Raw genomic sequence first — 22926 nt, 5'->3', positions numbered from 1 at the left:
GGATCGACGATGAGCCATTCCGCAACCGGATCCAAGGCCACCCTGGAGGCCAATTTCGACGGACTCGTTGGCCCCACGCACAACTACGCGGGGCTGTCGTTCGGCAACGTCGCGTCGCAGAACAACGAGAAGTCGGTCGCGAATCCGCGCGCCGCCGCGCAGCAAGGTCTGCGCAAGATGAAGCGGCTCGCCGATCTCGGCTTCGCGCAGGGCGTGTTGCCGCCGCAGGAGCGGCCGTCGATCCGTCTGCTGCGCGAACTGGGTTTCAGCGGCAAGGAAACCGACGCGATCGCGCGCGCCGCGAAGGACGCGCCCGAACTGCTCGCGGCGGCCAGCTCGGCGTCGGCCATGTGGACCGCGAACGCGGCCACCGTGAGCCCGTCGGCCGACACGCCCGACCGGCGCGTGCATTTCACGCCCGCGAACCTGTGCAGCAAGCTGCATCGCGCGATCGAGCACGAGTACACGCGCCGCACGCTCGGCGCGATTTTCGCGGATCCGTCGCACTTCGTGGTGCACGAAGCGCTGCCCGGCACGCCCGCGCTCGGCGATGAAGGCGCGGCCAATCACACGCGTTTTTGCGCGCAGTACGGCGAGCGCGGTGTGGAATTTTTCGTCTACGGCCGCAGCGAATACCGTCGCGGACCGGAGCCGAAGCGCTTTCCGGCGCGTCAGACCTTCGAGGCGAGCCGCGCGATCGCGCAGCGCCACGGCCTGAGCGACGACATCGCCGTGTTCGCGCAGCAGAATCCCGACGTGATCGACGCGGGCGTGTTCCATAACGACGTGATCGCCGTGGGCAACCGCACGACGCTGTTCTGCCACGAACGCGCGTTCGTCGAGCAGGGCAAGGTCTACGACGAACTGCGCGCGAAGCTCGCGGCGCAGGGCGCGGCGTTCGACGTGATCGAGGTGCCGGACGCGCAGGTGAGCGTCGCCGACGCGGTCACGTCGTATCTCTTCAACAGCCAGTTGCTGAGCGGCGCGGACGGCAAGCAGGTGCTCGTCGTGCCGCAGGAATGCCGCGAGAACCCGCGCGTGGCGATCTGGCTCGAAGAGCTGGTTGCGAAGCCCGGTCCGATCGACGACGTGCTCGTATTCGATCTGCGCGAGAGCATGAAGAACGGCGGCGGTCCCGCGTGCCTGCGTCTGCGCGTGGTGCTCAGCGAAGCGGAGCGCGCCGCCGTCGCGCCCGGCGTGTGGATGAACGACGCGCTGTTCGCGCGCCTCGACGCGTGGATCGAAAAGCACTATCGCGACCGCCTCGCGCCGCAGGATCTCACCGATCCGGCGCTGCTCGCGGAGTCGCGCACGGCGCTCGACGAACTCACGCAGATTCTCGGCCTCGGCTCGCTCTATGACTTCCAGCGCTGATTCCGCCGTGCTCGCCGATTTTCTCGCCGCGACGCTGGCAGGCCGGCGTCCCGTGCACGACGACGCAAATGCGGGCGCGTGCGCGAACGGCGCGGTGCGCTGGCAGTGGCAGGACGAAGGCGTGCTGTTGCTCGAACCTGTGCATGGCGATGCCGACAAGGATGCCCCGGCGCGCAGCGTGCTGATTTCGGCCGGCGTGCACGGCGACGAAACCGCGCCCATCGAGCTGCTTTCGCAGATGGTCGCGGACATCGCGGCGGGGCGTCTGCCGCTCGCGTGCCGTCTGCTCGTCGTCCTCGGCAACGCGGCCGCGATGCGCGCCGCCACGCGCTACGAAGACGACGACCTCAACCGCCTGTTCGGCGGCCGCCACGCGCGCGTGCCGCAGAGCCGCGAAGCGCCGCGCGCGATCGCGCTCGAACAGGCTGCGCAGCGCTTTTTCGAAGCCACGCCCGCCGCCGGCACGCGCTGGCACCTCGACCTGCACACGGCGATCCGCGCCTCGGCGTTCGAGCAGTTCGCGCTCTTGCCGTACACGGGCGGCGCGCCCGCGCGCGCGATGTTCGACTGGCTCGCCGACGCACGCATCGCCGCCGTGCTGATCCACACGGAAAAGGGTGCGACGTATTCGTCGTTCACCGCCGACGCGTGCGGCGCGACCGCCTGCACGCTCGAACTCGGCAAGGTGCGTCCGTTCGGCCAGAACGACCTCGCGCGTTTCGCGCACGCGGACGCGGCGATCCGACGGCTCGTCTCGGGCGCGCACGCCGATGCCGATGCGCCAATGCCGCGCGTCTTCACCGTGATCGGCCAGATCACGAAGCAGAGCGACGCGCTGCAACTGCACGTGGCCGCCGACGTCGCCAATTTCACGCCGTTCGCGCGCGGCACCGTGCTCGCCGAGGACGGCGCGTATCGCTATGTCGTCGCGCACAACGAGGAGCGCATCGTGTTCCCTAATCCGTCCGTGAAGCCGGGTTTGCGCGCGGGTCTGCTCGTTGTCGAGACGACCGGCGCAACGCTCGCCGCGCTCGTTTAAGCCGCGTCCGGCGCTTGGGCGGCGCACGCCCGTCGCCGTCCGCCGCTTGCGCATCCACGACATCCAATTGCAATTTCGCCCCGCGCCGTCCGGCTCGCCGACGGCGTAGGGGCGTTTTCGGAGCGCGTGTGCGGGCGCGGTACAATCGCGCCCTCGCGGTTGCTGCGGCGCATCAGAAACGATGCGGCCGTTTGAGCCGCTTTTTTGGCGCAGCGATCCTGCCCCAAGCGCGACGGAGACCACCGGAGCGCGCTGTAAACCGACTGGAAAGAGACACTGATGAACATGAACTGGAACAAGCTGGCCCGCCTCGCGCTCTGCGCGGCCGTCACCGTGGCCGCCGGCGCGGCGCACGCTGCCGATATCAAGGAAATCCGCTTCGGCGTCGAGGCGTCCTATGCGCCGTTCGAATCGAAGTCGCCGAGCGGCGAACTGCAGGGCTTCGACATCGACGTCGGCAACGCCGTCTGCGCGAAGCTCAAGGCGAAGTGCGTGTGGGTTGAAAACTCGTTCGACGGCCTGATTCCGGCGCTCGAAGCGCGCAAGTTCAACGCGATCAACTCGGACATGACGATCACCGACCAGCGTCGTCAGGCGATCGACTTCACCGATCCGATCTACGCGATCCCGAACCAGATGATCGCGAAGAAGGGCAGCCCGTTGCTGCCGACGCCGGCATCGCTGAAGGGCAAGCACGTGGGCGTGCTGCAAGGCACGATCCAGGAGTCGTATGCGAAGGCCAAGTGGGCGCCCGCGGGCGTCGACGTCGTGCCTTACCAGACGCAGGACCAGATCTATGCCGATCTCGCCTCGGGTCGTCTGGACGCCGCGTTCCAGGACGCCGAAGCCGCGTCGAAGGGCTTTCTGAACAAGCCGCAAGGCGCGGGCTTCGCGTTCGCGGGTCCGCAGGTCGTCGACGCCAAGCTGCTGGGCGAGGGCGTGGGCTACGGCGTGCGCAAGAACGACGCGGCGCTCAAGGCCGCGCTCAACGGCGCGCTGAAGGAACTGAAGGCCGACGGCACGATCGACAAGATCGCCGCCAAATACTTCGACGTGAAGGTCGTGCTGAAGTAAGCGCACGCGGTGTCATCGTGTAGCGCCCGACCGGCCGGTTGACACCGGCCGGTATTTTTTACGCGCCAATAATTCGGAATCCGGAATAATGGCCGCGCCCGCCGCTGTATCTGGCCCTGCGCGCGCGGCATTGAACGCGTAACATGGCGATTATTTTCGTGAATTGAGCGTCCGCTTCATAGGCTGGACGTATCCGCCAGGATAAAATCTTTGCGGGTAAGAAAGAGTAAGAATTAAAGGTGGAAACGGGAATGCGCCGCGGCGCCGCATCGCGGTCCGCAGGCGAGCAAGAAGAAGTCGAACGAAGAGAGACCAGACGGGCGCGACGAAAAACGTGGCGCCACGCGGGGGACCCATGAGCTTCAATACCGCAGACCAGCACACCTCGGGTGCCGTGGCCGGCACGCCTTCGGGCGCGTCGTCCGGCGCCACGCAGGACCGGGCCGATTCCGTCGAAGTGTATTTCGCGCGCTTGCCGCTGCTCGATCGCGACGGCATGTTGTGCGCCTACGAAACCTTGCCGCGCATCGTCGCGCGCGAAGGCGAACCGGCCGACAGTCACACGCCCGCCGACCCCGCAAACGCGGCGAACGCGATGCAAGGGCTCACGCTCGCGCCGCCGTCACAGGCCGCCGTGCTCGTGGAGGCGTTCACGCGGCCCGCGCTGCGCGCCGCGCTCACGGGCCATCCGGCATGGATCGACGTGACGCGCGAGATGCTGTTCGACGACGCGCTGCTGCGTCTGCCCGCCGATCGCGTCACCTTCGAATTGCCGATCGACGTGGGCGCCGACCCCGAGGTGATCGCGCGCATCGTCAAGCTGCATGGCAAGCGCTTTCGCTTCGCGCTCGACAACGTTACGAAGGCCGACGAATCGTTCGCGAAGCTGCTGCCTTACGTGGACGCGATCAAGATCGACATTCGCGACATCGCGGCCACGATGCTGCCGAAGTTCGCGAGCGTGCTCAAGGCGGCGGGCAAGCTGCTCGTCGCGCTGGGCGTCGAAAACAAGGACGACTACGAACGCGTGCATGCGCTCGGCTTCGACCGCTTTCAGGGCTATTACTTCACGAAGCCGCACGGCGGCGCGCGCCGCGCGAGCGCCTCGCGCCAGGCGCTGCTGAACCTGCTGCAACTGCTCGCCTCCGAGCCCATGGTGATGCAGCTCGAAGCGGAGCTCAAGCTCAATCCCGTGCTTGTGATGCATCTGATGCGGCTCGCGAATTCGAGCAGCTTCGCGCCCGGCCGCAAGGTCACCACGCTGCGCGAGGCAATCAACGCCACCGGCACCAACCGCATCGCGCGCTGGACGCAACTGCTGCTGTACGCGGACGGCCGCAAGATTTCCCTCGAAGACGACCCGATGCTGCAACTCGCGGCCACGCGCGCGCGCTTCATGGAAATGGCGGCGGCGGTGTTGCCCGAAGCCGGTCCGACCGAAGAAGATTCGGCGTTTCTCGTGGGCGTGTTCTCGTTCGTCGATGCCGTGTTCGGCGGCCCGATCGAAGGCGCGCTCGAAGTGCTGCGTCTCGCCAAGCCGATCCGCGCGGCGATCCTGCGCCGCGAAGGCGTGCTTGGGCAATTGCTCAATGCGAGCGAGGCGCTGGAGCGCGGCGACTGGTCCGCCGTGGATGCGGCGTGCGAACATCTCGCGCCGCTCGACGCGGGCGCGGTGTCGGCGCTGGCCTTGCAGGCGGCCGAATGGGCGGGCATGGCCGAGCGCGATGCGCAAGCGCAGGGGCTCGTTCAAGTCGAGGAGTAAGGGCGCACGGTTATTCACGCAGAAAAACAAACGGGGCGCCAGGCGCCCCGTTTTGCTTTAGAACGACAACGCCGCCTGGCGACGACGCTCGCGAGTCGAGATCAGCTCGAGGTTTTCGCCAGGGTCTTCACCGCATCGCCGGCAAAGAAGCGCGCGAGTTCGTGCGCGAGCTCGTTGAGCGCGCTCATTTCCTTCTGCGAGATGCGGCGCGGTTCCTGGCTCGTCATCCAGTCGCCGTAGAGCAGGGCGACGGGCGGTTCGCCCTGCGCGGCCACCGGCAGCAGCACGAAGGCGCGGGTGTCGTCGAAACGGGCGCGATACCAGCCCGGCAGACGCGTGAGCATCTTCGGGTCCTGGGCATTCTCGATGAAGATCCCCACCGAGTTGGCGATCGCCAGATGGAATACATCGGGCTGGAAAGTCGCGCTGAACGTGAGCTTGTCGAGACCGTCTTCCACGTCGGGGCCGAAGCCGCGCTGCGCTTCGAACATGTTCGCGCCGCGTCGCACGAACACGACCGTGCGCGCAAAGCCGAGGCCCGCGAGCACGGTTTCGGTGGCGAGCGTGAGCGCCGCCGAGAGCGCGCTGTCGGGCGGCAGGGCGCGCAGATCCTCGACGCCCGCGGCGATGCGCGCCTCGGGGTCGAGCGCCTCGCGCGCGATGGCGTCCGCGTTCGCGCGCAGTTCGACGATCTCGCGCATCACGCCGTCGTCGGCTTCCTCGTTGGCGAGCGCGAGGCTCATCTGCACCAGCGTTTCCGGATCGGTGTTGAGCGCGCGGCCGTAGTACTGCGCGAGTTCGGCGATGTGCTCCTCGCGCACTTCGTCGGTCAGCCCGGGCGTGGTCAGCACGCGCGCGACTTCCGTCGAGTAGTTCGTGATGGCGCGCAGCCATTGCACCTGGCGCGACTCGGTGCCGGCCGGGTCGTACTCGCCCATGCCTTCGCGGATGGCCTCGGGCAGGCGCCAGCGCGCGGCCGCGTCCTGGCCGATTTCGGCGAAGGTCACGCCGAGCACGTCGATGCAGGCTTCGTCCTCGCTCGTGCCCGCGTCGCATTCGCGGCGGATCTGGTCCCACTCGGGTTCGAGATAGAACACCACGAGCAGCTTGCCGACCTGGCGCATCAGCGTGCAGACCACGGCTTCCTCGCCCGCGCGCAGGTCGCCGCGCTCGGTGAGCTTGCGCGCGACGCAGCCGGACAGCAGGGTACGGTTCAGTTCGAGTTTGGCGTCGATGCGGCGCGGCGCGCTGTGATGGAAGTGATCGACGATCTTCAGGCCGACCACGAGATGGCCGACCGCGTCCATGCCGAGCACCATCAGCGCGCGCGTGACGGTCGTGATGTTGCCGCCGAAGGCCATGTACATGGCCGAGTTGGCGAGGCGCAGCACTTTTTGCGTGAGCGCGAAGTCCGACAGCACGACTTTCACGAGCGCGCCGAAGTCGTAGTCGTCGTTGGTCATGGCCGCGACCGTCGTGCGCAGCGATTGCGACAGCATGGGGAAGTCGCCGCGCTCGTTCATGCGAGCCCAGAGCCGGTCGAGCAGGACTGCCTTTACCATCTGAACCATGTCAATTTCGCAAAAGCCCAGCGTATATCGGTGTCGCCATCAGTGCACTCCGTGAAGGTGCAGACTGCGCGACTCGAACCGCTGCGAGAGTTCCTCCGATGGCAACGCCTTGCAGACGAGCCATCCCTGGATGTGGTCGCAGCCCATCTTCGTGAGCAATTCGCGCTGCGCCTCGGTTTCGACGCCCTCGGCGACGAGTTCGAGTTCGAGCGTGCGCGCAAGGCCCACCACGGCGTTGACGATCGCCTGATCGTTGCGCGAGGTGAGCAGGTTCTCCACGAAGCTGCGGTCGATCTTCAGTTTCGAAAGCGGAAACCGCTGCAGGTACGCAAGACTCGAATAGCCCGTGCCGAAGTCGTCCACGGCGAAGCGGATGCCGAGGCCCGTCAGCTCTTCGAGCAGCTTGACCGCGTGCTGCGGGTCCTGCATCAGCAGGCTTTCGGTAATCTCGAACACCAGTCGGCGCGGATCGAGCCCGGTGAGCTGGATCGCTTCCTGAACGCTGTCCTTGAATCTCGGATTGCGGAACTGCTGCGGCGATACGTTGACCGCAATGTACTGCAAGGAGATGCCTTGCTCGTCCCATTGCGTCAACTGCATGCAGGCCGCTTTCAAAACCCAGTTGCCGAGATAATTAATCAGGCCGACGGATTCCGCAAGGGGAATAAATGTTGAGGGCGGCACGAGCCCATGCAATGGATGTTGCCAGCGGATCAGCGCCTCGACCCCCACGACGCCCCGCGTGGCGCTGCTTGTGATGGGTTGATAGTGCAGCGAAAACTCGCCGTTGCGCACGCCGTCGTAGAGATCGGACTCCAGCTTCAGCAGCATCGCGTCGGTCGGATCGTCGTCGGGCACGTGCAACATCATCGTGTTGCCGCCCGCCGCCTTGGCCTGTTGCAGCGCCTGGTCGGCGCGGCGGATCAGCGGCGTGCTGTCGGCCTGGATATCGTTCAGGTCGTGCGCGGTCTCGTGCGGATCTTCGCGCAGGATGCCGGGCAGGCCGCCTTGCGCGCGCTGGTCCGGATAGAACGCAATGCCGATGCTTGCCGAGAGATGCACGGGCTGGTCGCGGAACGTATAGGGCTGCAGGATCGACGTGAGCAGGCGGCGCGCGAGCGCTTCGGCGGTCACGCGCAGATCGCCGGGGCTCGCGTTGAGCTGCGGCGTGATCAGGATCGCGAACTCGTCGCTGCCGATGCGGGTGATCAGCTCGCCTTGCAGCGCGAGATGCGTGAGGCGGCGCGCGGTTTCGCGCAGCAGTTCGTCGCCGGCGTCGTAGCCGAGCGCGCGGTTCACGCGTTGATAGTCGTCGAGATCGAGCAGCAGCAGCGCGATCGGCAGGCCGTGACGGTCGGCTTCGGCCTGGGCGCTTTCGAGCGCGGGACCGAGCGCCGCCTGGTTCGGCAAGCCGGTCAGCGGGTCGTGATGCAGCGCGTGCGTGAGGCGTGCGGCGTCGCCTTGCCATGCGGAGACATCGAAGCCCGCGACCGCGAAGCCGTCCATGCCCGCATAGGCCGCGCGCTGCACGCGCAGCTCCACGGCGAGCGGGTAGGTGAGCGCCTTGACGAGGTCGACAGTGTCCTTCTCGACGGCGCCGCTGTCGAGCGCGCGCGCGAACAGCTCGCTGAGCCGCGTCTGATGTTCGGGCGCCACGAGGTCGTGCAGCGTCGCGCCGAGCAGGAACTCGCGGTGATAACCGGCGAAGCGCAGGCTCGCATCGGAGACATAGAGGAAGCGCAGGTTGCGGTCCACGTGCACGAGGAAGTCGACGGCCGCCGCCGTGTGTTCGAACGAACGCGAGACAGCGTCGGACGGCGCTTCGAGCATGCGCGCGGCCAGCGTCATGTCGTGCGGCGCGTCATGCGCGTCAGGCAGCAGCGGCGCGCCGCTCGTGGAGGCGAGCGGGACGCCGGCTTCGACAGGCAGCCCGGCGCGCGTGCGCAGCCGGCCGATGACCGAGCGCAGCCAGCCCGGGCGGGGCGCGGTGATCCTGTTCGCTTCCATGTGTATCGCTGGCAACCCTTGATCTGATCGTTGTTGCGCCGGTTCTCCAGGCGGCACGCCAGAGCGTGAGGCCGCGGTGGTCCGGTCGGCGGGCGCATCGGCATCCGGCTGAACACGCCCATCAGACCGTGATATCGACCTTGCGCGCAAAATCTTTAGTGTCAAAACCGAAACACAACGGAAATTTCGACCCGTGTGCGAACTCGCGGCATCGAGCGGTGTCAGCGCACGCAGTTTCGGTTAAAGTGGCGCCGGCAGCCTGCCCGCGCCGATGCGCGATGCATACGCTCGCCGCGCCCGGAGGCTTGTCTGAGCGGCCAGGCATCCGGAGCGAAGGTCCGTTGAGAGCCTGTCCGCAGGGACAAATTTCTTACCGGTTATTACCACTACCGTCGGGACCTGCTGTCCGGGATTATCCGCTCCAGTCATCCGCCATGTCAGATTCATCGTCATCGTCCGCCAGGCCGGAACACGGGGCCAGCGCAGGCGGCCAGGAGCCCATGCAACACGCAGCGGGCCTCGGTGGGCAGCCGTTCGTCTATCTCGGGCGGCAACCGATCCTCGACCGCAACGGCGCGCTGAACGCCTACGAGCTGCTGTTTCGCGGCGGCGCGCAAAATCGCGCCGAAGTCTTCGACGACCGCCATGCCACCGCTCAGGTGATGACGCGCACGATGGGCCAGCTCGGCGTGCCCGCCGTGCTCGGGCGCCATCACGGCTACGTCAACATGAGCCGCGAGCTGCTGTTCGACGACATCGTGCATCTGCTGCCGCCGGGCCGCTTCGTGCTCGAAGTGCTCGAACATGTGGGCCTGGATGTCGCCGTGCTCGAACGTCTCGCGCAGTTGCGCCGCGTGGGCTATCGCATTGCATTCGACGACGTGAGCGCGCTCACCGACAACCTGCGCCGCGCGCTGCCTTACGCGGACATCATCAAGGTCGATCTGCTGCAGACCGATCGCGCCGAACTGCCCGCGCTGGCCGCCGCCATCTCCGCCGCGGGCAAGACGCTGATCGCCGAAAAGGTCGAGACGCGCGAGGACTTCGAGTACGCGCGCGACCTCGGCTTCGAGCTGTTCCAGGGCTACTTCTTCGCGCGTCCGCAGATGCTGCGCGCGCCGCGCATGCGCGCGTCGCGTCTTGCGCTCGTGCGTCTGCTCGCGCTGGTCGCGAGCGACGTGGGCGTGGCCGCGCTCGAACATGAATTGCGCAGTCATCCGGGCGTGGTGGTGCAGTTGCTGCGCCTCGTGAATTCGAGCGCGTATGCGCCGGGGCGGCCGATCTCGTCGCTGCGCGAGGCGGTGCTGGCTGCGGGCACGCGCCAGATCGCGCGCTGGGCGCAGTTGCTGCTTTACGCAAGCGGACGCGATCTGCCGTGGGCGTCCGATCCGCTCGTGCAACTCGCGGGCACGCGCTCGCACTTCATGGAACTCGCCGCGCGCAGTCTCGCGCCGAACGACCCCGATTTCGCCGATGCCGCGTTCATGACCGGGATCTTCTCGCTCGTGCACGTGCTGGTCGGCTCGACGGCCACCGATACGCTCGAAGGCCTCGGCCTCGCGCGCGAGATCACCGCGGCCGTCGACGGCCAGCATGGCGAACTCGGCATGCTGCTGCGCGTCGCGCATGCGTGCGAACGCGGCGACGAGACCCGGGCGCAGACGCTCATCGCCGAAGCGGGCGGGCGCTTCTCCACGCTCACGCCGCCGCTGCTTGGCGAGCTCAATCTGTGGGCGGGCGCGTGGTTCTCGGCCTACGCGGACGGTTGATCCGCGCGCGTTGAAAGTCGCGTGTAAGGGCATGCGGATTGCTCGTTCGCGTTCGCCGCACGTGGCTGCATGCGCGCTCTGCGTGCACGCGCGGACTGTGGTCCAATAGGGGCGGCGCCGAAGACCCGTGGCGGTCCGTCGCGGGCCGCGGTCCCGGCGCTCCATTCGTGCCCCATCGAGGACATCCGAGGACATCCGCTATGAAACCGAGGTATTTCGCGGCCGGCGCCGCGGCGCTCGTGTGCGCCGGCCTGTCGCTGTTCGCCCTGACTGCGCAGGCCACGCTCAAGCCGGGCGACGCCGCGCCCGATTTCACGACCCAGGCGTCGCTGGGCGGCAAAACCTACACGTACTCGCTCGCTTCCGAGCTCAAGAAGGGACCGGTGGTGGTGTACTTCTATCCGGCCGCGTTCACGAAGGGCTGCACGATCGAAGCGCACGAATTCGCCGAAGCCGTCGACGAGTACAAGAAGTACGGCGCGACCGTGATCGGCGTGTCGCACGACAACATCGGCACGCTCACGAAGTTCTCGGTGAGCGAGTGCCGCAGCAAGTTCCCCGTCGCCGCCGACGAAGACTCGAAGATCATCAAGTCCTACGACGCCTCGATGCCGATGCACGAGTCGATGGCCAACCGCGTCTCGTACGTGATCGCGCCGGACGGCAAGGTGATCTACGAGTACACGAGTCTCTCGCCCGATCAGCACGTGGAAAACACGCTGCGCGCCGTGAAGGAATGGGCCGCGCAGCATCCGCAGCAATAAGGCGCGCGGCGCGCGTGGCGTGAAGGCAGCGCGCGCCGGTTGATGCGCTGTTTTGCGCGCTGTTTCGTGCGCTGTTTCGTGCGTTGTTATGTGCGTTGTTATGTGCGTTGCTTCGTCCGCTGTGTCATTGCGCGTCGCCCGCCGTGTGCCGGCGACGCCGCCTTCGCTGTGCTTCCTCTCTCTTTGCTTTTGCCGTTTCCCGCATGCCGATTCTCGTTCTGCTCTTCGCGTTCGCCGCGCTCGTCTATGGCGCGGTGTGGTCGTTTCATGCGCTCGCCGCGCGCTTCGGACTCGGCGTGGCCGTGGGCGTGGCGGTGGGGGTCGCGGTGGCGATCGTGGCGTTGGTCGCGCGCTGGTGGCGTCGTCGGCAAGCGGTTGCGCCCAATCTGCGCGGCGACGGCGACTGGACGCACCGTGTCTCGGGCGCCTGGGGCGAGGCGCGGCTCGCGGCGGGCAAGCGGCTGTGCGAAATCACGTGCGAGGGCGCGCACGGCGCCTATATCTTCGCGGATCTGCACGACGCGCAGGCGCAACGCGACGCCAACGGCTGGCACGTTGCGCTGCGTGTCAGCGATGCAAAACACCCGCTTTGGCAATTGCCGATGCCCGGCGAGGGCGAAGCGAAACGCTGGGCGCGCATCTTTACGCTGGCGATCGTGCAGCGGCTTTGAGGGCGGTTCTAAGCGCGTGACGAAGCGCTTGACGTTGCAGTCGTTCATGAACTTGCGCGCGGACAAACCAGACGCAATCGTGTGTCTCGCGCGTAGGCAAACGGCGCGCAAACGCCGCTGATGCGTCGCGCGACGGTGGCATACTCGCACGCCAGCCGCGCGGGCCGGGCGATCCGCGAAATCCCTGCGAATCCCCGCGATTTATGCGATTTATGCGATTCATGCGATCCCCCGAGGCCGTCTTGAAGCCTGGCCGCGCGCCCCCACATTTTCTTACGCCGACGATTGCCATGTTCCGAACCCTGAGTGTTTCCCTCGCGCTCGCCGCCGCTTGCGGCACGCTGCTGACTGCCTGCGACCAGCAGAAGGTCGCCGACGCCGTCAACGCGGTCAAGCCCGACGCGATGGCGTTCGGCGGGCTCAAGATCGGCGTGTCGACGGTCGAGGACGTGCGCGCGTCGGCGGGCAAACCCGAAATCGTCTGGCAGAACGACGACGGCACGGAACGCCTCGAATACCCGCGTGGTCCGAACGGACTGAATACGTGGATGCTGGATTTCGACGCGGATGGCAAACTCGTCGCCATGACCCAGGCGCTGACGGCGCTGAATATCGCTCAGGTGGTGCCCGGCATGACGCAGGACGACGTGCGCAAGCTGCTCGGCAAGCCGGCGACGGTGTCGAAGTACGCGCTGAGCCACGAGGAAGTGTGGAGCTGGCATTGGGCCGAAGGCGGCGTCGCCGGCGACGGCATGTTCAATGCGCATTTTTCGCCGGATGGCCTGGTGATCCGGACGTCGCGCTCGGACGCGCCGGGGCACGAACAGCACTGAGGCGTGCTGACGGACGAGGAGGTTGAGATGAAGCGTTTGGCCTGGCTGTTGAAAATCGTGAGGGGCGATGCGCGCGTCCTGTGGTTTGCGCTGCGGCAACCGAACCGGCCGGCGTGGCTGGTGCCCTCGGCGGCGTTGCTCACGCTTTATGCGCTCGCGCCGTTCAATATCGCGCTGCCGCTCGTCGGCGTTGTCGACGATGGGATCGTCGTGCCGGTGCTGCTGCATCTGATGGTGGCGTGCCTGCCGGTCGCTTTGAGGCGAGCGGCGAGGTGAGCAGGAAATCAAGCGGCACATTCAGCGCCGCTTCAAAGCGGAAAGCGCATTAAAAAAGGCGGCTGAGCGTCAAACTCAGCCGCCTTTTTTTATTCCACCACGCGCGCGGGCGGCTCCAGCTTGCCGCGCTTCGTATCCCACCACACGCGCAGCCGGTCCATGTACAGATAGACCACCGGCGTCGTGTACAGCGTGAGCATCTGACTGACGATCAGGCCGCCGACAATCGAAATGCCCAGCGGCGCGCGCAGTTCCGCACCTTCGCCGCGCCCGAACGCCAGCGGCAGCGCGCCGAGCAGCGCCGCGCAGGTCGTCATCATGATCGGACGGAAGCGCAGCAGACACGCCTGGCGGATCGCGTCGTGCGAACTCAGGCCCTCGCGCGAGGCCTGGATCGCGAAGTCCACCATCATGATCGCGTTCTTCTTGACGATGCCGATCAGCAGAATCACGCCGATCAGCGCGATGATGCTGAACTCGGTCTTGAAGAGCAGCAGCGCGAGCAGCGCGCCCACGCCCGCCGAAGGCAGCGTCGAGAGAATCGTCAGCGGATGGATGTAGCTCTCGTAGAGAATGCCCAGCACGATATAGACGGCCAGCAGCGCCGCGAGAATCAGGATCGGCTGGTTGTCGAGCGATTGCTGGAACGCCTGCGCCGTCCCCTGGAAACTGCCGTGAATGGTCTGCGGCATGCCGATCTCGGCCATCGTGTCGTAGATGGCCTGGGTGGCGTCGGAGAGCGACTTGCCCGGCGGCAGGTTGAACGAGATCGTCGACGCCACGAACTGGCTCTGGTGATTCACCGAGAGCGGCGTCGTGCCCGGCCCGAACGAGGCGATGGCCGAGAGCGGGATCATGGTTTCCTGCGCCGTCGACACGGCCGCGCCCGACGAGGCGCTCGACTTGCCGCTGGCCGCGATCGAATTGATCGCGAGATTGCGCGCGGAGTCGGCAGCGATGGTCGCGGCGCTCGACGACGAGGTGCCGCCCGTGCCGCCCGACGACGCGCTCGTCGTGGCCGTGGACGTGACCGTGCCCGCCGTCGCATTGGTGCTCTGCGCGCCGCTCGCGGTGCCGCCCGAGGTGCTGACCCAGATCTGCTTGAGCATCTCCGGGCTCTGCCAGTATTGCGGCGCGACTTCCATCACCACGTGATACTGGTTGAGCGGGTTGTAGATGGTCGAGACCTGGCGCTGGCCGAACGCGTCGTAGAGCGTATTGTCGATCTGCGAAGGCGTGATGTTCAGCCGCGCCGCGCTCTTGCGGTCGATCGTGACCATCGCTTCGAGGCCGCCTTGCTGCTGGTCGGAATTCACGTCCGCGAGTTCGGGGCGAGCCTGCAACGCTTCGGTGAGTTTCGGCCCCCACTTGTAGAGGTCGGCGGTGTTGTCGGCGAGCAGCGTGAATTGATACTGCGCGTTCGATTGCCGACCGCCCACGCGAATATCCTGCACCGATTGCAGGAAGGTGCGCGCGCCCGCGACGTTCGAGAGCGGCCCGCGCAGTTGCGCGATCACTTCGTCGGCGGACAGCTTGCGCTCGCTCTTGGGCTTGAGCGAGACGAACATGAAGCCCGCGTTGGTCGCGCGTCCGCCCGTGAAGCCGGCTACCGAATCGACAGCCGGGTTCGCCTGCACGATGCGCTGCATCTCGGCGAACTTCACCTTCATCGCCTGGAACGAGGTGGCCTGGTCGGCCTGAATGCCGCCGATCAGCCGCCCGGTGTCCTGCTGCGGGAAGAAGCCCTTCGGCACGATCACGTAGAGCACAACGTTGAGCGCGATGGTCGCGAGCAGCACCATCAGGATCAGCAGCGGGTGCGCGAGCGCCCAGCCGAGCGTGCGCTCATAGCCGTTCTGCATGCGCATGAAGCCGCGTTCGAGCCACTGCGAAAAGCGGCCTTCCTGTTTCTTCTCGTGCGCTTCTTCGAGCAGGCGCGAGCACATCATCGGCGTGAGCGTGAGCGAAACCGCGAGCGAGACGGCGATGGCGAGCGAGAGCGTCAGCGCGAATTCGCGGAACAGACGTCCGACGATGCCGCCCATCAGCAGAATCGGCAGGAACACGGCAACCAGCGAGACGCTGATCGAGAGCACGGTGAAGCCCACTTCGCGCGCGCCGAGCAGCGCGGCCTTCATGCGCGGCACGCCGCTTTCGATATGGCGCGAGATGTTTTCGAGCACCACGATGGCGTCGTCGACGACGAAGCCTGTCGCGATGGTCAGCGCCATCAGCGAAAGGTTGTCGAGCGAGAAGCCCATCAGGTACATGGCCGCGAAGGTGCCGATGATCGAGATGGGCACGGCCACGCTCGGGATCAGCGTCGCGCGCCAGTTGCGCAGGAACAGGAACACCACCATCACCACGAGCGCCACGGCGATGATCAGCGTGTGCTCGGTGTCCTTGAGCGAGGCGCGGATGGTGACCGAGCGGTCCGAGGTGGGAATCACGTCGACGTCGGCGGGCAGCGAGGCCTTCAGTTGCGGCAGCATCTCGATCACGCGGTCGACGGTCTCGATGATGTTCGCACCCGGCTGGCGGTACAGGATCACCAGCACCGAACGCTTGCCGTTGGCGAGGCCGAGGTTGCGCAGATCCTCCACCGAATCGACCACTTCGCCCACGTCCGAGAGCTTCACGCCCGCGTTGTTGCGGTAGGCGATCACGAGGTCCTTGTACTGGCTCGCCTTGCTCGCCTGGTCATTGGTGTAGAGCTGGTAGCGCTGCGGGCCGAACTCGATGTCGCCCTTCGGGCTGTTCGCGTTCGCGGAGGCGAGCGCCGCGCGCACGTCTTCGAGACCGATGCCGTAATGGAACAGCGCATGCGGCTCCAGCTCGATGCGCACGGCCGGATTGGCCGAGCCGCTCACGTCCACTTCGCCGATGCCGTCCACCTGCGAGAGCGACTGTTGCAGCACCGTGGCCGCCGAGTCGTAGAGCTGCCCGGCGCTCAACGTGGGCGAGGTGAGCGCGAGAATCAGAATGGGCGCGTCGGCGGGATTGACCTTGTGATACGTGGGGTTCGAGCGCAGGCTCGTCGGCAGGTCGGCGCGCGCGGCGTTGATGGCCGCCTGCACGTCGCGCGCGGCGCCGTCGATGTCGCGGTTCAGGCCGAATTGCAGCGTGATGCGCGTGCTGCCCACCGAACTCTGCGAGGTCATTTCGGTGACGTCGGCGATCGAACCGAGGTGGCGTTCGAGCGGACTCGCCACGCTGGTCGCCACCGTTTCCGGACTCGCGCCCGGCAAGGTGGCCTGCACCGAAATCGTCGGGAAATCGACCTGCGGCAGCGGCGCCACCGGCAGCTTCGTGAACGCGAAGAGGCCGGCGAGCGCGATGCCGAGTGCGAGCAGCGTGGTCGCGACGGGGCGCGAGATGAACGGGCGCGAGAGATTCATCGCGTCAGTGCTCCGGGCCGGACGTGGGCGCGGGCGGCGTCGGCTGCGAGTCGCCGCCAAAGCGCTTGCGCAGGCGCGCCGCGATCGAATCGAACGCGAGATAGATCACGGGCGTGGTGAAAAGCGTGAGCGCCTGGCTCACGATCAAGCCGCCCGCGATCGCGATGCCGAGCGGCCGCCGCAATTCCGACCCCGCGCCGGTGCCGAGCATCAGCGGCAGCGCGCCGAGCAGCGCCGCCATCGTCGTCATCATGATCGGGCGGAAGCGCAGCAGGCAGGCCTGATAGATCGCCTCGTGCGGCGGCTTGCCTTCGTTGCGTTCGGCGTCGAGCGCGAAGTCGATCATCATGATGGCGTTCTTCTTCACGATGCCGATCAGCAGCACGATGCCGATAATGCCGATGATGTCCAGATCGTGCCCGGTGATCATCAGCGCGAGCAGCGCGCCGATACCGGCCGAGGGCAGCGTCGAGAGAATCGTGATGGGATGCACGAAGCTCTCGTAGAGCACGCCCAGCACGATGTACATCGTCACGATCGCCGCGAGGATCAGGAACAGCTCGTTCGAGAGCGACGCCTGGAACGCGAGCGCCGCGCCCTGGAAGCGCGTCTGGAACGAACCGGGCAGGCCGACGTCCTTCTCCGCCTGCTGGATCGCCTTGACCGCCGCGCCCAGCGACGCGCCCGGCGCGAGGTTGAACGACACCGTGGTGGCCGGGAACTGCGAGAGGTGCGAGACCAGCAGCGGCGCGGGCCGCTCGTGGAACTTCGCGATGGCCGACAGCGGCACCTGGCCCGTCGTCGAGGTCGAGGAGGGCAGGTAGATCGAGTTCAGCGAGTCGGTGTAATGCTGCATCACCGGATCGGCTTCCAGAATCACGCGGTACTGGTTCGACTGCGTGAAGATGGTCGAGATGATGCGCTGGCCGTAGGCGTCGTAGAGCGCGTTGTCCACGGTCGCGGGCGTGATGCCGTAACGCGCCGCGCTCGCGCGGTCGATCTCGATGAACACCGAGTTGCCCTGGTCCTGCAGGTCGGTCGCCACGTCGGCGAGTTCGGGCAGCTGTTGCAGACGCTGCACGAGCTTGGGCACCCAGGTCGTGAAGTCCTGGATGTTCGGCGTGGTGAGCATGAACTGATACTGCGTCGGGCTCACGGTCGAGTCGATCGTCAGATCCTGCACGGGCTGCATGTAGAGCGTCGCGCCGGGAATATGCGCGGTCGACTGCTGCAGGTCGCGGATGATCTGGCTGGCGGTCTCGCTGCGGTCGTCGCGCGCCTTCAGGTTGATCAGCATGCGGCCGCTGTTGAGCGTAATGTTCTGGCCGTCCACGCCGATGAACGACGTGAGGCTTTCCACGTTCTCGTTCTTGAGGATCTCGGTGGCGAGCGCCTGCTGACGCTCGGCCATCGACGCATACGAGACCGATTGCGGCGCCTGCGTGATCGCCTGGATCACGCCCGTGTCCTGCACGGGGAAGAAGCCCTTCGGCACGTAGACGTAGAGCACGCCCGTGAGCACGAGCGTGGCCGCGAACACGAGCAGCGTGAGCCGCTGGCGCGCGAGCACCCATTCGAGCGCGACGCCGTAGCGGCCGATTACGTAGTCGAAGAACGCGTGCACGCGCGTCTCGAAGCGGCGGCTTTCGGTGGGCGGCGTGTGGCGCAGCATCTTCGCGCACATCATCGGCACCAGCGTGAGCGAGACGATCGCCGAAATCACGATGGTCACGGCCAGCGTGATCGCGAATTCGTGGAACAGGCGGCCGACCACGTCGCCCATGAAGAGCAGCGGAATGAGCACCGCGATCAGCGACACCGTGAGCGAGATGATGGTGAAGCCGATTTGCTTCGAGCCCTTGAGCGCGGCTTCGAGCGGCGGGTCGCCGTCCTCCACATAGCGCGCGATGTTCTCGATCATCACGATGGCGTCGTCGACCACGAAGCCGGTCGCGATGGTCAGCGCCATCAGCGAAAGATTATCGAGCGAGAAGCCGCATAGATACATCACGGCCAGCGTGCCGATCAGCGAGAGCGGCACCGACAGGCTCGGGATGATGGTGGCGTAGACGTTCGCGAGGAACAGATACATCACCAGCACGACCAGCACGACCGACATCAGCAGCTCGAACTGCACGTCGCGCACCGAGGCGCGGATCGTGGTGGTGCGGTCGGTGACGATCTGCACGTCGAGCGCCTGCGGCAGCGATTCCTGCAGTTGCGGCAGCAGCGCCTTGATGCTGTCCACCACGGCGATCACGTTCGCGCCCGGCTGGCGCTGCACGTTCACGATGATCGCGGGCGTGTTGTCCACCCACGCGCCGAGCTTGGTGTTCTCCGCGCCCTGCACGATGTTCGCCACGTCGGTGAGCATCACCGGACGGCCGTCGCGGTACGCGATCACGGCGTCTTTATAGGCGTCGGCGTCGGTGAGCTGATCGTTCGCGTTGATCGTGTAGGCGCGCGTCGGGCCGTCGAAGTTGCCCTTCGGCGTGTTGACGTTGAGGTTCGAAATGCTGGTGCGCAGATCGTCGAGATTCAGGCCGTAGGCGGCGAGGGCGCGCGGGTTCGCCTGAATGCGCACGGCCGGACGCTGGCCGCCCGACAGGCTCACGAGACCCACGCCGGCGACCTGCGAAATCTTCTGCGCGAGACGCGTGTCGGCGAGATCCTGAATCTGCGTGAGCGGCAGCGTTTTCGAGGTGATGGCGAGCGTGAGGATCGGCGCGTCGGCCGGATTGACCTTGGCGTAGATCGGCGGCGCGGGCAGGTCGGAGGGCAGCAGGTTGCCGGCCGCGTTGATGGCGGCCTGCACTTCCTGTTCGGCGACGTCGAGCGGCAGGTCGAGGCTGAACTGCAGCGTGATGACCGAGGCGCCCGCCGAGCTTTGCGACGACATCTGGTTGAGCGACGGCATCTGCCCGAACTGGCGCTCGAGCGGCGCGGTGACCGAGGACGTCATCACGTCCGGGCTCGCGCCCGGATAGAAGGTCTGCACCTGGATGGTCGGATAGTCGACTTCGGGCAGCGCCGAGAGCGGCAGAAACCGCAGCGCGACGAGACCGACCAGCATGATCGCCGCCATGAGCAGCGCCGTGCCGACCGGGCGCAGGATAAAAGCGCGGGAAGGATTCATGCGGCTTACTGGCTCGAAGCTTCAGAGGCGTGACGGCGATGGCGGTGAGCGCCCGAGGCGGCGCCGGCCCACGACGCGCCCGATGCGCCGGACGCACCCGATGCATGCTTCGGACGCTCGGCGGGAATCGTGATCTTCGAGCCTTCGCGCAGGCGGTCCGAGCCGTCGATCACGACGCGCTCGCCCACGGCGAGACCCGAGGCGATGCTGGTGCGTTCGGCGTCGATCGGACCGACCTTGACGACGCGCACGGTCACGGTGTTGTCCGGCTTCACGACGTAGACGTACTGCCCCTGCGAGCCGTTGAGCACCGCCGAGGTGGGCACGATCACGGCGTTGTGGATCGTGTCGACCAGCAGGCGCGCGTTGACGAACTGGTTCGGGAACAGCGACTCGTCGTCGTTCTTGAAGCTCGCGCGCAGCTTGACGGTGCCGGTCGTGGTGTCGATCTGGTTGTCGAGCGTTTGCAGATAGCCGCCTTCGAGCATCGTGGTGTTGCTGCGGTCGTAGGCGGTCACCGACAACTTCGTGCCCGCGCGCATCTGCTTCATGATCGCGGGCAGGTTGTCCTCCGAAGTCGTGAAGATCACGCTGATCGGCTGCAACTGCGTGAGCACGACGATGCCATTGGTGTCGCCGGACGTGACGTAATTGCCCGGATCGACCTGACGCAGGCCCACGCGGCCCGAGACCGGCGCGGTGATGCGCGCGTAGGTGAGGTCGAGCTTGTAGGTGTCGATGTTGGCCTGATCCGACTTCACCGTGCCTTCATATTGCTTCACGAGCGAGGCTTGCGTGTCGACCTGCTGGCTCGCGATCGAGTCCTGCGCGAGCAGCGTCTGGTAGCGCTTGAGGTCGAGGCGGGCGGTGGCGAGCAGCGCCTGGTCGCGCGCGAGCTGGCCTTCGGCGTTGGCGAGCGAGATCTGGTACGGGCGCGGGTCGATCTGGGCGAGCACGTCGCCCTTTTTCACCATCTGGCCTTCCTCGAAGTTCACGCTCTGCAGCGTGCCGGACAGTTGCGTGCGCACCGTGACGTCGGCGAGCGGCGTGACCGTGCCGAGCGCGGTGATGACGATGGGCATGTCGCCCGCCCTGGCCGTCGCCACGCTCACGGGCTGCGGCATGTTGGCGAACGCGCCGGGTCCGCCGCGGCGCGAATGCGCGCCGCTCGCGCCGCCGGGCGCCGCCGCGCCGCCATTGGGCGTCTTGCTCCAGGGCTGCCAGCGCAGCAGCACGATGAGCACGACGATCAACACGATCACGAACGCGATGAGCTTGCCCCGGCTCCTGCGCCGGACCTCGCCCGACGGCGGCGTGGCGGTGGCGGACGGCGTGTCTCGACGAGGGGAATCCGGGCGCTTTTCTTGTTGATCCATCGGTCAGGTCGGTTACGAGGTCGGTGACGTGCGTGTCGGTTGAGCGGATTGGCCGCGCGCGGCGGCCCGGCGGCATCGGGGCGGGCGGCGCAAGCCGCACGGACTGCCGATGCTACGCGAGGCGCGCGCAAGCTTGATGTCAGGTGCCGCCGCGCTGGCTGGCGTGCTGCGCATGGCTGGCGGGAGGCGCGGTCGGCCTGACGTCGCGCGAAGTATCGCGGCGTGATGCGGTTGTATTCCCGGGCCAGCGCGGCTGGGCGCGCGATGCGTGCTGATTCCGCGCCGGCGCGTGCGACGGCGTACAGACGGCTTACGCCGCCAAAAAGCATGATGCTACGTCGCTGCCTTCGTTACAGTCCAGTACCGTATCTTTCGAGACGTTACGAACGTTACCGGCTGTGTCATTTATCTGTCAGGATGAGCGGCCGGGATTCGCGGCTGGGGCGGCCGTCGAGGCCGCGGTGACGTGAGGCGGGGGCGGCAGGCAGGCGGTCCCGCCGATTTCGGCAACAATGCGCTCGATGGATTCGCGCAACAGCGGCACCGCGTGCGCGACGAGCCAGTCGCGCGGACATTGCTGGGCGGCGCCGCCGCAGTTGATTGCGTAAAGCTCGCCGCCCGGGCCGAAGAAGGTGCCGGCGATGGCGTTGAGGCCTTCGTACCATTCGCCGATCGCCATGCCGTAGCCTTGCTCGGCGGTTTCGGCGAGCGCCGCGTCGAGACGGCTGCTGACGAAACCCCAGTCGTTGCCGGCGGCGGCCTGCAGGGCGGAGGTGAGTTCGGCGCACTCGGCCGCTTCGAGCGAGACGAGGTAGGCGCGGCCCACGGCGGTGCGGCTCATGTCGATACGCGCGCCGACTTCGAGCCGCGAGACGAGCACGGCCGAGCGCGGGCGGATGGCGTCGATCACGACCATGTCGAGGCGGTCGCGCACCGCCAGATGGACCGACAGCGCCGTGCGTTCGGCGAGGCGGGTGAGGAAGGGCCGGGCGCGGGCGCGCAGGTCGGAATTGCGCAGGAAGCCGTTGGAGAGTTCGAGGACCGACGAGGTGAGCACGAAGCGCTCGCTGTCGGGCAGGCGCGCCAGGAAACCGGTGGAGACGAGCGTGCCGGTCAGACGCGAGAGCGTCGCCTTCGGGATGCCGGTGAGCTCGGTCAGTTCGCGATTGCCGAGCGCCGTGTCGGCGGCGGCGATGGCGCGCAGGACGGCGAGACCGCGCGCGAGCGCGGTAACTTCTTCGGCGCTGCCGTCTCGGTCGCGGGGCGTGTCGGGCGAAGCGCGGTGATCGGGGGCGGTGGTCATGAGCGTGGGATTTTCCGAAACGCTATTTCAATTTTGTTTGCGCGAGATGCGAGTTTTAACGCTTAAATCGACCCCGATTTTTGTGCCTCGGAAGTACCGATCCATCGGACGAAAGTCAGGCTACATCGGGGAAAGCGGCTGACGGCGGGTGCATTTCGCCGTGCGCAAGAGGGGTTTGATAGTTCGCGTATTTTGGTTAGATTTTGCTTGACTTAGTCAGCGTCTGGATAAAAAATGGAACCTGATTTCGACAGGACTTCGAGACGTTTGCGCGCGCAAACGTTATGTCAGGTAATCGAAGGCGGGTTGGATGCAAGCCAGGTAACGCGTTTTTGCCTGAGCAAAGAACCCCGCGGCCTTGCGGGGTTTTTATGTCGCTCGGGTTATGCAATTCGCATAAATTCGCGGCTGGGCACAAACCTCCGCGCACCGTATTAACGGGCTTGATAAACGTCTCCATTGTCCGCGCCGCGCGAGCGTCGCTGCGGCGTGCAATGTGCGATGAATGAAGATCAGACAAGCGCAGTCCTCGTTCGCTGTTTTTGTCGCGCGGTAATTGCGCAGTACTTGCGC

General features: G+C 66.5%; 15 protein-coding genes. 9 read left to right on the top strand and 6 right to left on the bottom strand.

The annotated features are described in order from the left end of the window. Positions 1-9: 9 nt before the first annotated feature. The 4 genes from astB to G5S35_RS08995 all read left to right on the top strand — a co-directional run bounded on the left by astB (position 10) and on the right by G5S35_RS08995 (position 5249). Positions 10-1374, top strand: a complete 1365-nt coding sequence (astB, locus tag G5S35_RS09010; RefSeq protein WP_065061195.1) for an N-succinylarginine dihydrolase — start codon at positions 10-12, stop codon at positions 1372-1374. Then, on the top strand, positions 1358-2413 hold the full coding sequence (gene astE / locus G5S35_RS09005) for a succinylglutamate desuccinylase (RefSeq protein WP_183038224.1): 1056 nt from the start codon (positions 1358-1360) through the stop codon (positions 2411-2413). The genes astB and astE overlap by 17 nt, the downstream gene beginning before the upstream one ends. Before the next feature lie 279 nt (positions 2414-2692). Then, a complete protein-coding gene (locus G5S35_RS09000) occupies positions 2693-3487 on the top strand; it encodes an ABC transporter substrate-binding protein (RefSeq protein WP_065061197.1) in 795 nt (264 codons plus the stop codon). A gap of 355 nt (positions 3488-3842) precedes the next feature. Beyond that, on the top strand, positions 3843-5249 hold the full coding sequence (locus G5S35_RS08995) for an EAL and HDOD domain-containing protein (RefSeq protein ID WP_183038223.1): 1407 nt from the start codon (positions 3843-3845) through the stop codon (positions 5247-5249). Positions 5250-5350: 101 nt separating this feature from the next. Here the strand turns inward: G5S35_RS08995 and G5S35_RS08990 are convergent, their stop codons facing one another. Continuing rightward, positions 5351-6811, bottom strand: coding sequence for an HDOD domain-containing protein (locus tag G5S35_RS08990; RefSeq protein WP_065061247.1), 1461 nt, complete (start codon positions 6809-6811; stop codon positions 5351-5353). A 48-nt stretch (positions 6812-6859) separates the two neighbouring features. Further along, positions 6860-8827 carry a putative bifunctional diguanylate cyclase/phosphodiesterase gene (locus tag G5S35_RS08985; protein WP_074986327.1) on the bottom strand — a complete coding sequence of 656 codons (1968 nt, stop codon included), beginning with the start codon at positions 8825-8827 and terminating at the stop codon, positions 6860-6862. Positions 8828-9327: 500 nt separating this feature from the next. On the opposite strand from G5S35_RS08985, the gene G5S35_RS08980 reads away from it, so the two are divergent. The 5 genes from G5S35_RS08980 to G5S35_RS08960 all read left to right on the top strand — a co-directional run bounded on the left by G5S35_RS08980 (position 9328) and on the right by G5S35_RS08960 (position 13140). Then, positions 9328-10596: an EAL and HDOD domain-containing protein gene (locus G5S35_RS08980; protein WP_237181273.1), complete on the top strand. Its 1269-nt coding sequence runs from the start codon at positions 9328-9330 to the stop codon at positions 10594-10596. 200 nt (positions 10597-10796) lie between these two features. After that, a complete protein-coding gene (locus G5S35_RS08975; RefSeq protein WP_065061200.1) occupies positions 10797-11360 on the top strand; it encodes a peroxiredoxin in 564 nt (187 codons plus the stop codon). A 203-nt stretch (positions 11361-11563) separates the two neighbouring features. Then, positions 11564-12031 carry a hypothetical protein gene (locus tag G5S35_RS08970; RefSeq protein WP_183038221.1) on the top strand — a complete coding sequence of 156 codons (468 nt, stop codon included), beginning with the start codon at positions 11564-11566 and terminating at the stop codon, positions 12029-12031. A gap of 290 nt (positions 12032-12321) precedes the next feature. Continuing rightward, the gene (gene bamE / locus G5S35_RS08965; protein ID WP_074986322.1) at positions 12322-12864 is read left to right on the top strand and encodes an outer membrane protein assembly factor BamE domain-containing protein; all 543 of its coding nucleotides are present in this window, start codon (positions 12322-12324) and stop codon (positions 12862-12864) included. 27 nt (positions 12865-12891) lie between these two features. After that, complete coding sequence (locus G5S35_RS08960; RefSeq protein ID WP_074986320.1) at positions 12892-13140, top strand: hypothetical protein; 249 nt, start codon at positions 12892-12894, stop codon at positions 13138-13140. Between the two features lie 89 nt (positions 13141-13229). Here G5S35_RS08960 and G5S35_RS08955 read toward each other — a convergent pair whose 3' ends face one another. The 4 genes from G5S35_RS08955 to G5S35_RS08940 all read right to left on the bottom strand — a co-directional run bounded on the left by G5S35_RS08955 (position 13230) and on the right by G5S35_RS08940 (position 22353). After that, on the bottom strand, positions 13230-16538 hold the full coding sequence (locus G5S35_RS08955) for an efflux RND transporter permease subunit (RefSeq protein WP_183038220.1): 3309 nt from the start codon (positions 16536-16538) through the stop codon (positions 13230-13232). 4 nt (positions 16539-16542) lie between these two features. Beyond that, positions 16543-19674: an MdtB/MuxB family multidrug efflux RND transporter permease subunit gene (locus tag G5S35_RS08950; RefSeq protein ID WP_065061205.1), complete on the bottom strand. Its 3132-nt coding sequence runs from the start codon at positions 19672-19674 to the stop codon at positions 16543-16545. Between the two features lie 5 nt (positions 19675-19679). Further along, on the bottom strand, positions 19680-21050 hold the full coding sequence (locus G5S35_RS08945; protein ID WP_183038219.1) for an MdtA/MuxA family multidrug efflux RND transporter periplasmic adaptor subunit: 1371 nt from the start codon (positions 21048-21050) through the stop codon (positions 19680-19682). Between the two features lie 412 nt (positions 21051-21462). Further along, positions 21463-22353, bottom strand: coding sequence for an IclR family transcriptional regulator (locus G5S35_RS08940; RefSeq protein ID WP_080180549.1), 891 nt, complete (start codon positions 22351-22353; stop codon positions 21463-21465). Between the last annotated feature and the right edge of the window lie 573 nt (positions 22354-22926).

This window comes from Paraburkholderia tropica (assembly GCF_014171495.1).
Lineage (GTDB): Bacteria > Pseudomonadota > Gammaproteobacteria > Burkholderiales > Burkholderiaceae > Paraburkholderia > Paraburkholderia tropica.
Note: the sequence above shows the minus strand (reverse complement) of the source record. Positions and strands in the feature narration are given on the sequence as shown.

Excerpts from the sequence above, each read along its gene's own strand:
- astB (WP_065061195.1), top strand. The coding sequence starts at position 10 with ATGAGCCATTCCGCAACCGGATCCAAGGCCACCCTGGAGGCCAATTTC.
- astE (WP_183038224.1), top strand. The coding sequence starts at position 1,358 with ATGACTTCCAGCGCTGATTCCGCCGTGCTCGCCGATTTTCTCGCCGCG.
- G5S35_RS09000 (WP_065061197.1), top strand. The coding sequence starts at position 2,693 with ATGAACATGAACTGGAACAAGCTGGCCCGCCTCGCGCTCTGCGCGGCC.
- G5S35_RS08995 (WP_183038223.1), top strand. The coding sequence starts at position 3,843 with ATGAGCTTCAATACCGCAGACCAGCACACCTCGGGTGCCGTGGCCGGC.
- G5S35_RS08990 (WP_065061247.1), bottom strand. The coding sequence starts at position 6,811 with ATGGTAAAGGCAGTCCTGCTCGACCGGCTCTGGGCTCGCATGAACGAG.
- G5S35_RS08985 (WP_074986327.1), bottom strand. The coding sequence starts at position 8,827 with ATGGAAGCGAACAGGATCACCGCGCCCCGCCCGGGCTGGCTGCGCTCG.
- G5S35_RS08980 (WP_237181273.1), top strand. The coding sequence starts at position 9,328 with ATGCAACACGCAGCGGGCCTCGGTGGGCAGCCGTTCGTCTATCTCGGG.
- G5S35_RS08975 (WP_065061200.1), top strand. The coding sequence starts at position 10,797 with ATGAAACCGAGGTATTTCGCGGCCGGCGCCGCGGCGCTCGTGTGCGCC.
- G5S35_RS08970 (WP_183038221.1), top strand. The coding sequence starts at position 11,564 with ATGCCGATTCTCGTTCTGCTCTTCGCGTTCGCCGCGCTCGTCTATGGC.
- bamE (WP_074986322.1), top strand. The coding sequence starts at position 12,322 with ATGTTCCGAACCCTGAGTGTTTCCCTCGCGCTCGCCGCCGCTTGCGGC.
- G5S35_RS08960 (WP_074986320.1), top strand. The coding sequence starts at position 12,892 with ATGAAGCGTTTGGCCTGGCTGTTGAAAATCGTGAGGGGCGATGCGCGC.
- G5S35_RS08955 (WP_183038220.1), bottom strand. The coding sequence starts at position 16,538 with ATGAATCTCTCGCGCCCGTTCATCTCGCGCCCCGTCGCGACCACGCTG.
- G5S35_RS08950 (WP_065061205.1), bottom strand. The coding sequence starts at position 19,674 with ATGAATCCTTCCCGCGCTTTTATCCTGCGCCCGGTCGGCACGGCGCTG.
- G5S35_RS08945 (WP_183038219.1), bottom strand. The coding sequence starts at position 21,050 with ATGGATCAACAAGAAAAGCGCCCGGATTCCCCTCGTCGAGACACGCCG.
- G5S35_RS08940 (WP_080180549.1), bottom strand. The coding sequence starts at position 22,353 with ATGACCACCGCCCCCGATCACCGCGCTTCGCCCGACACGCCCCGCGAC.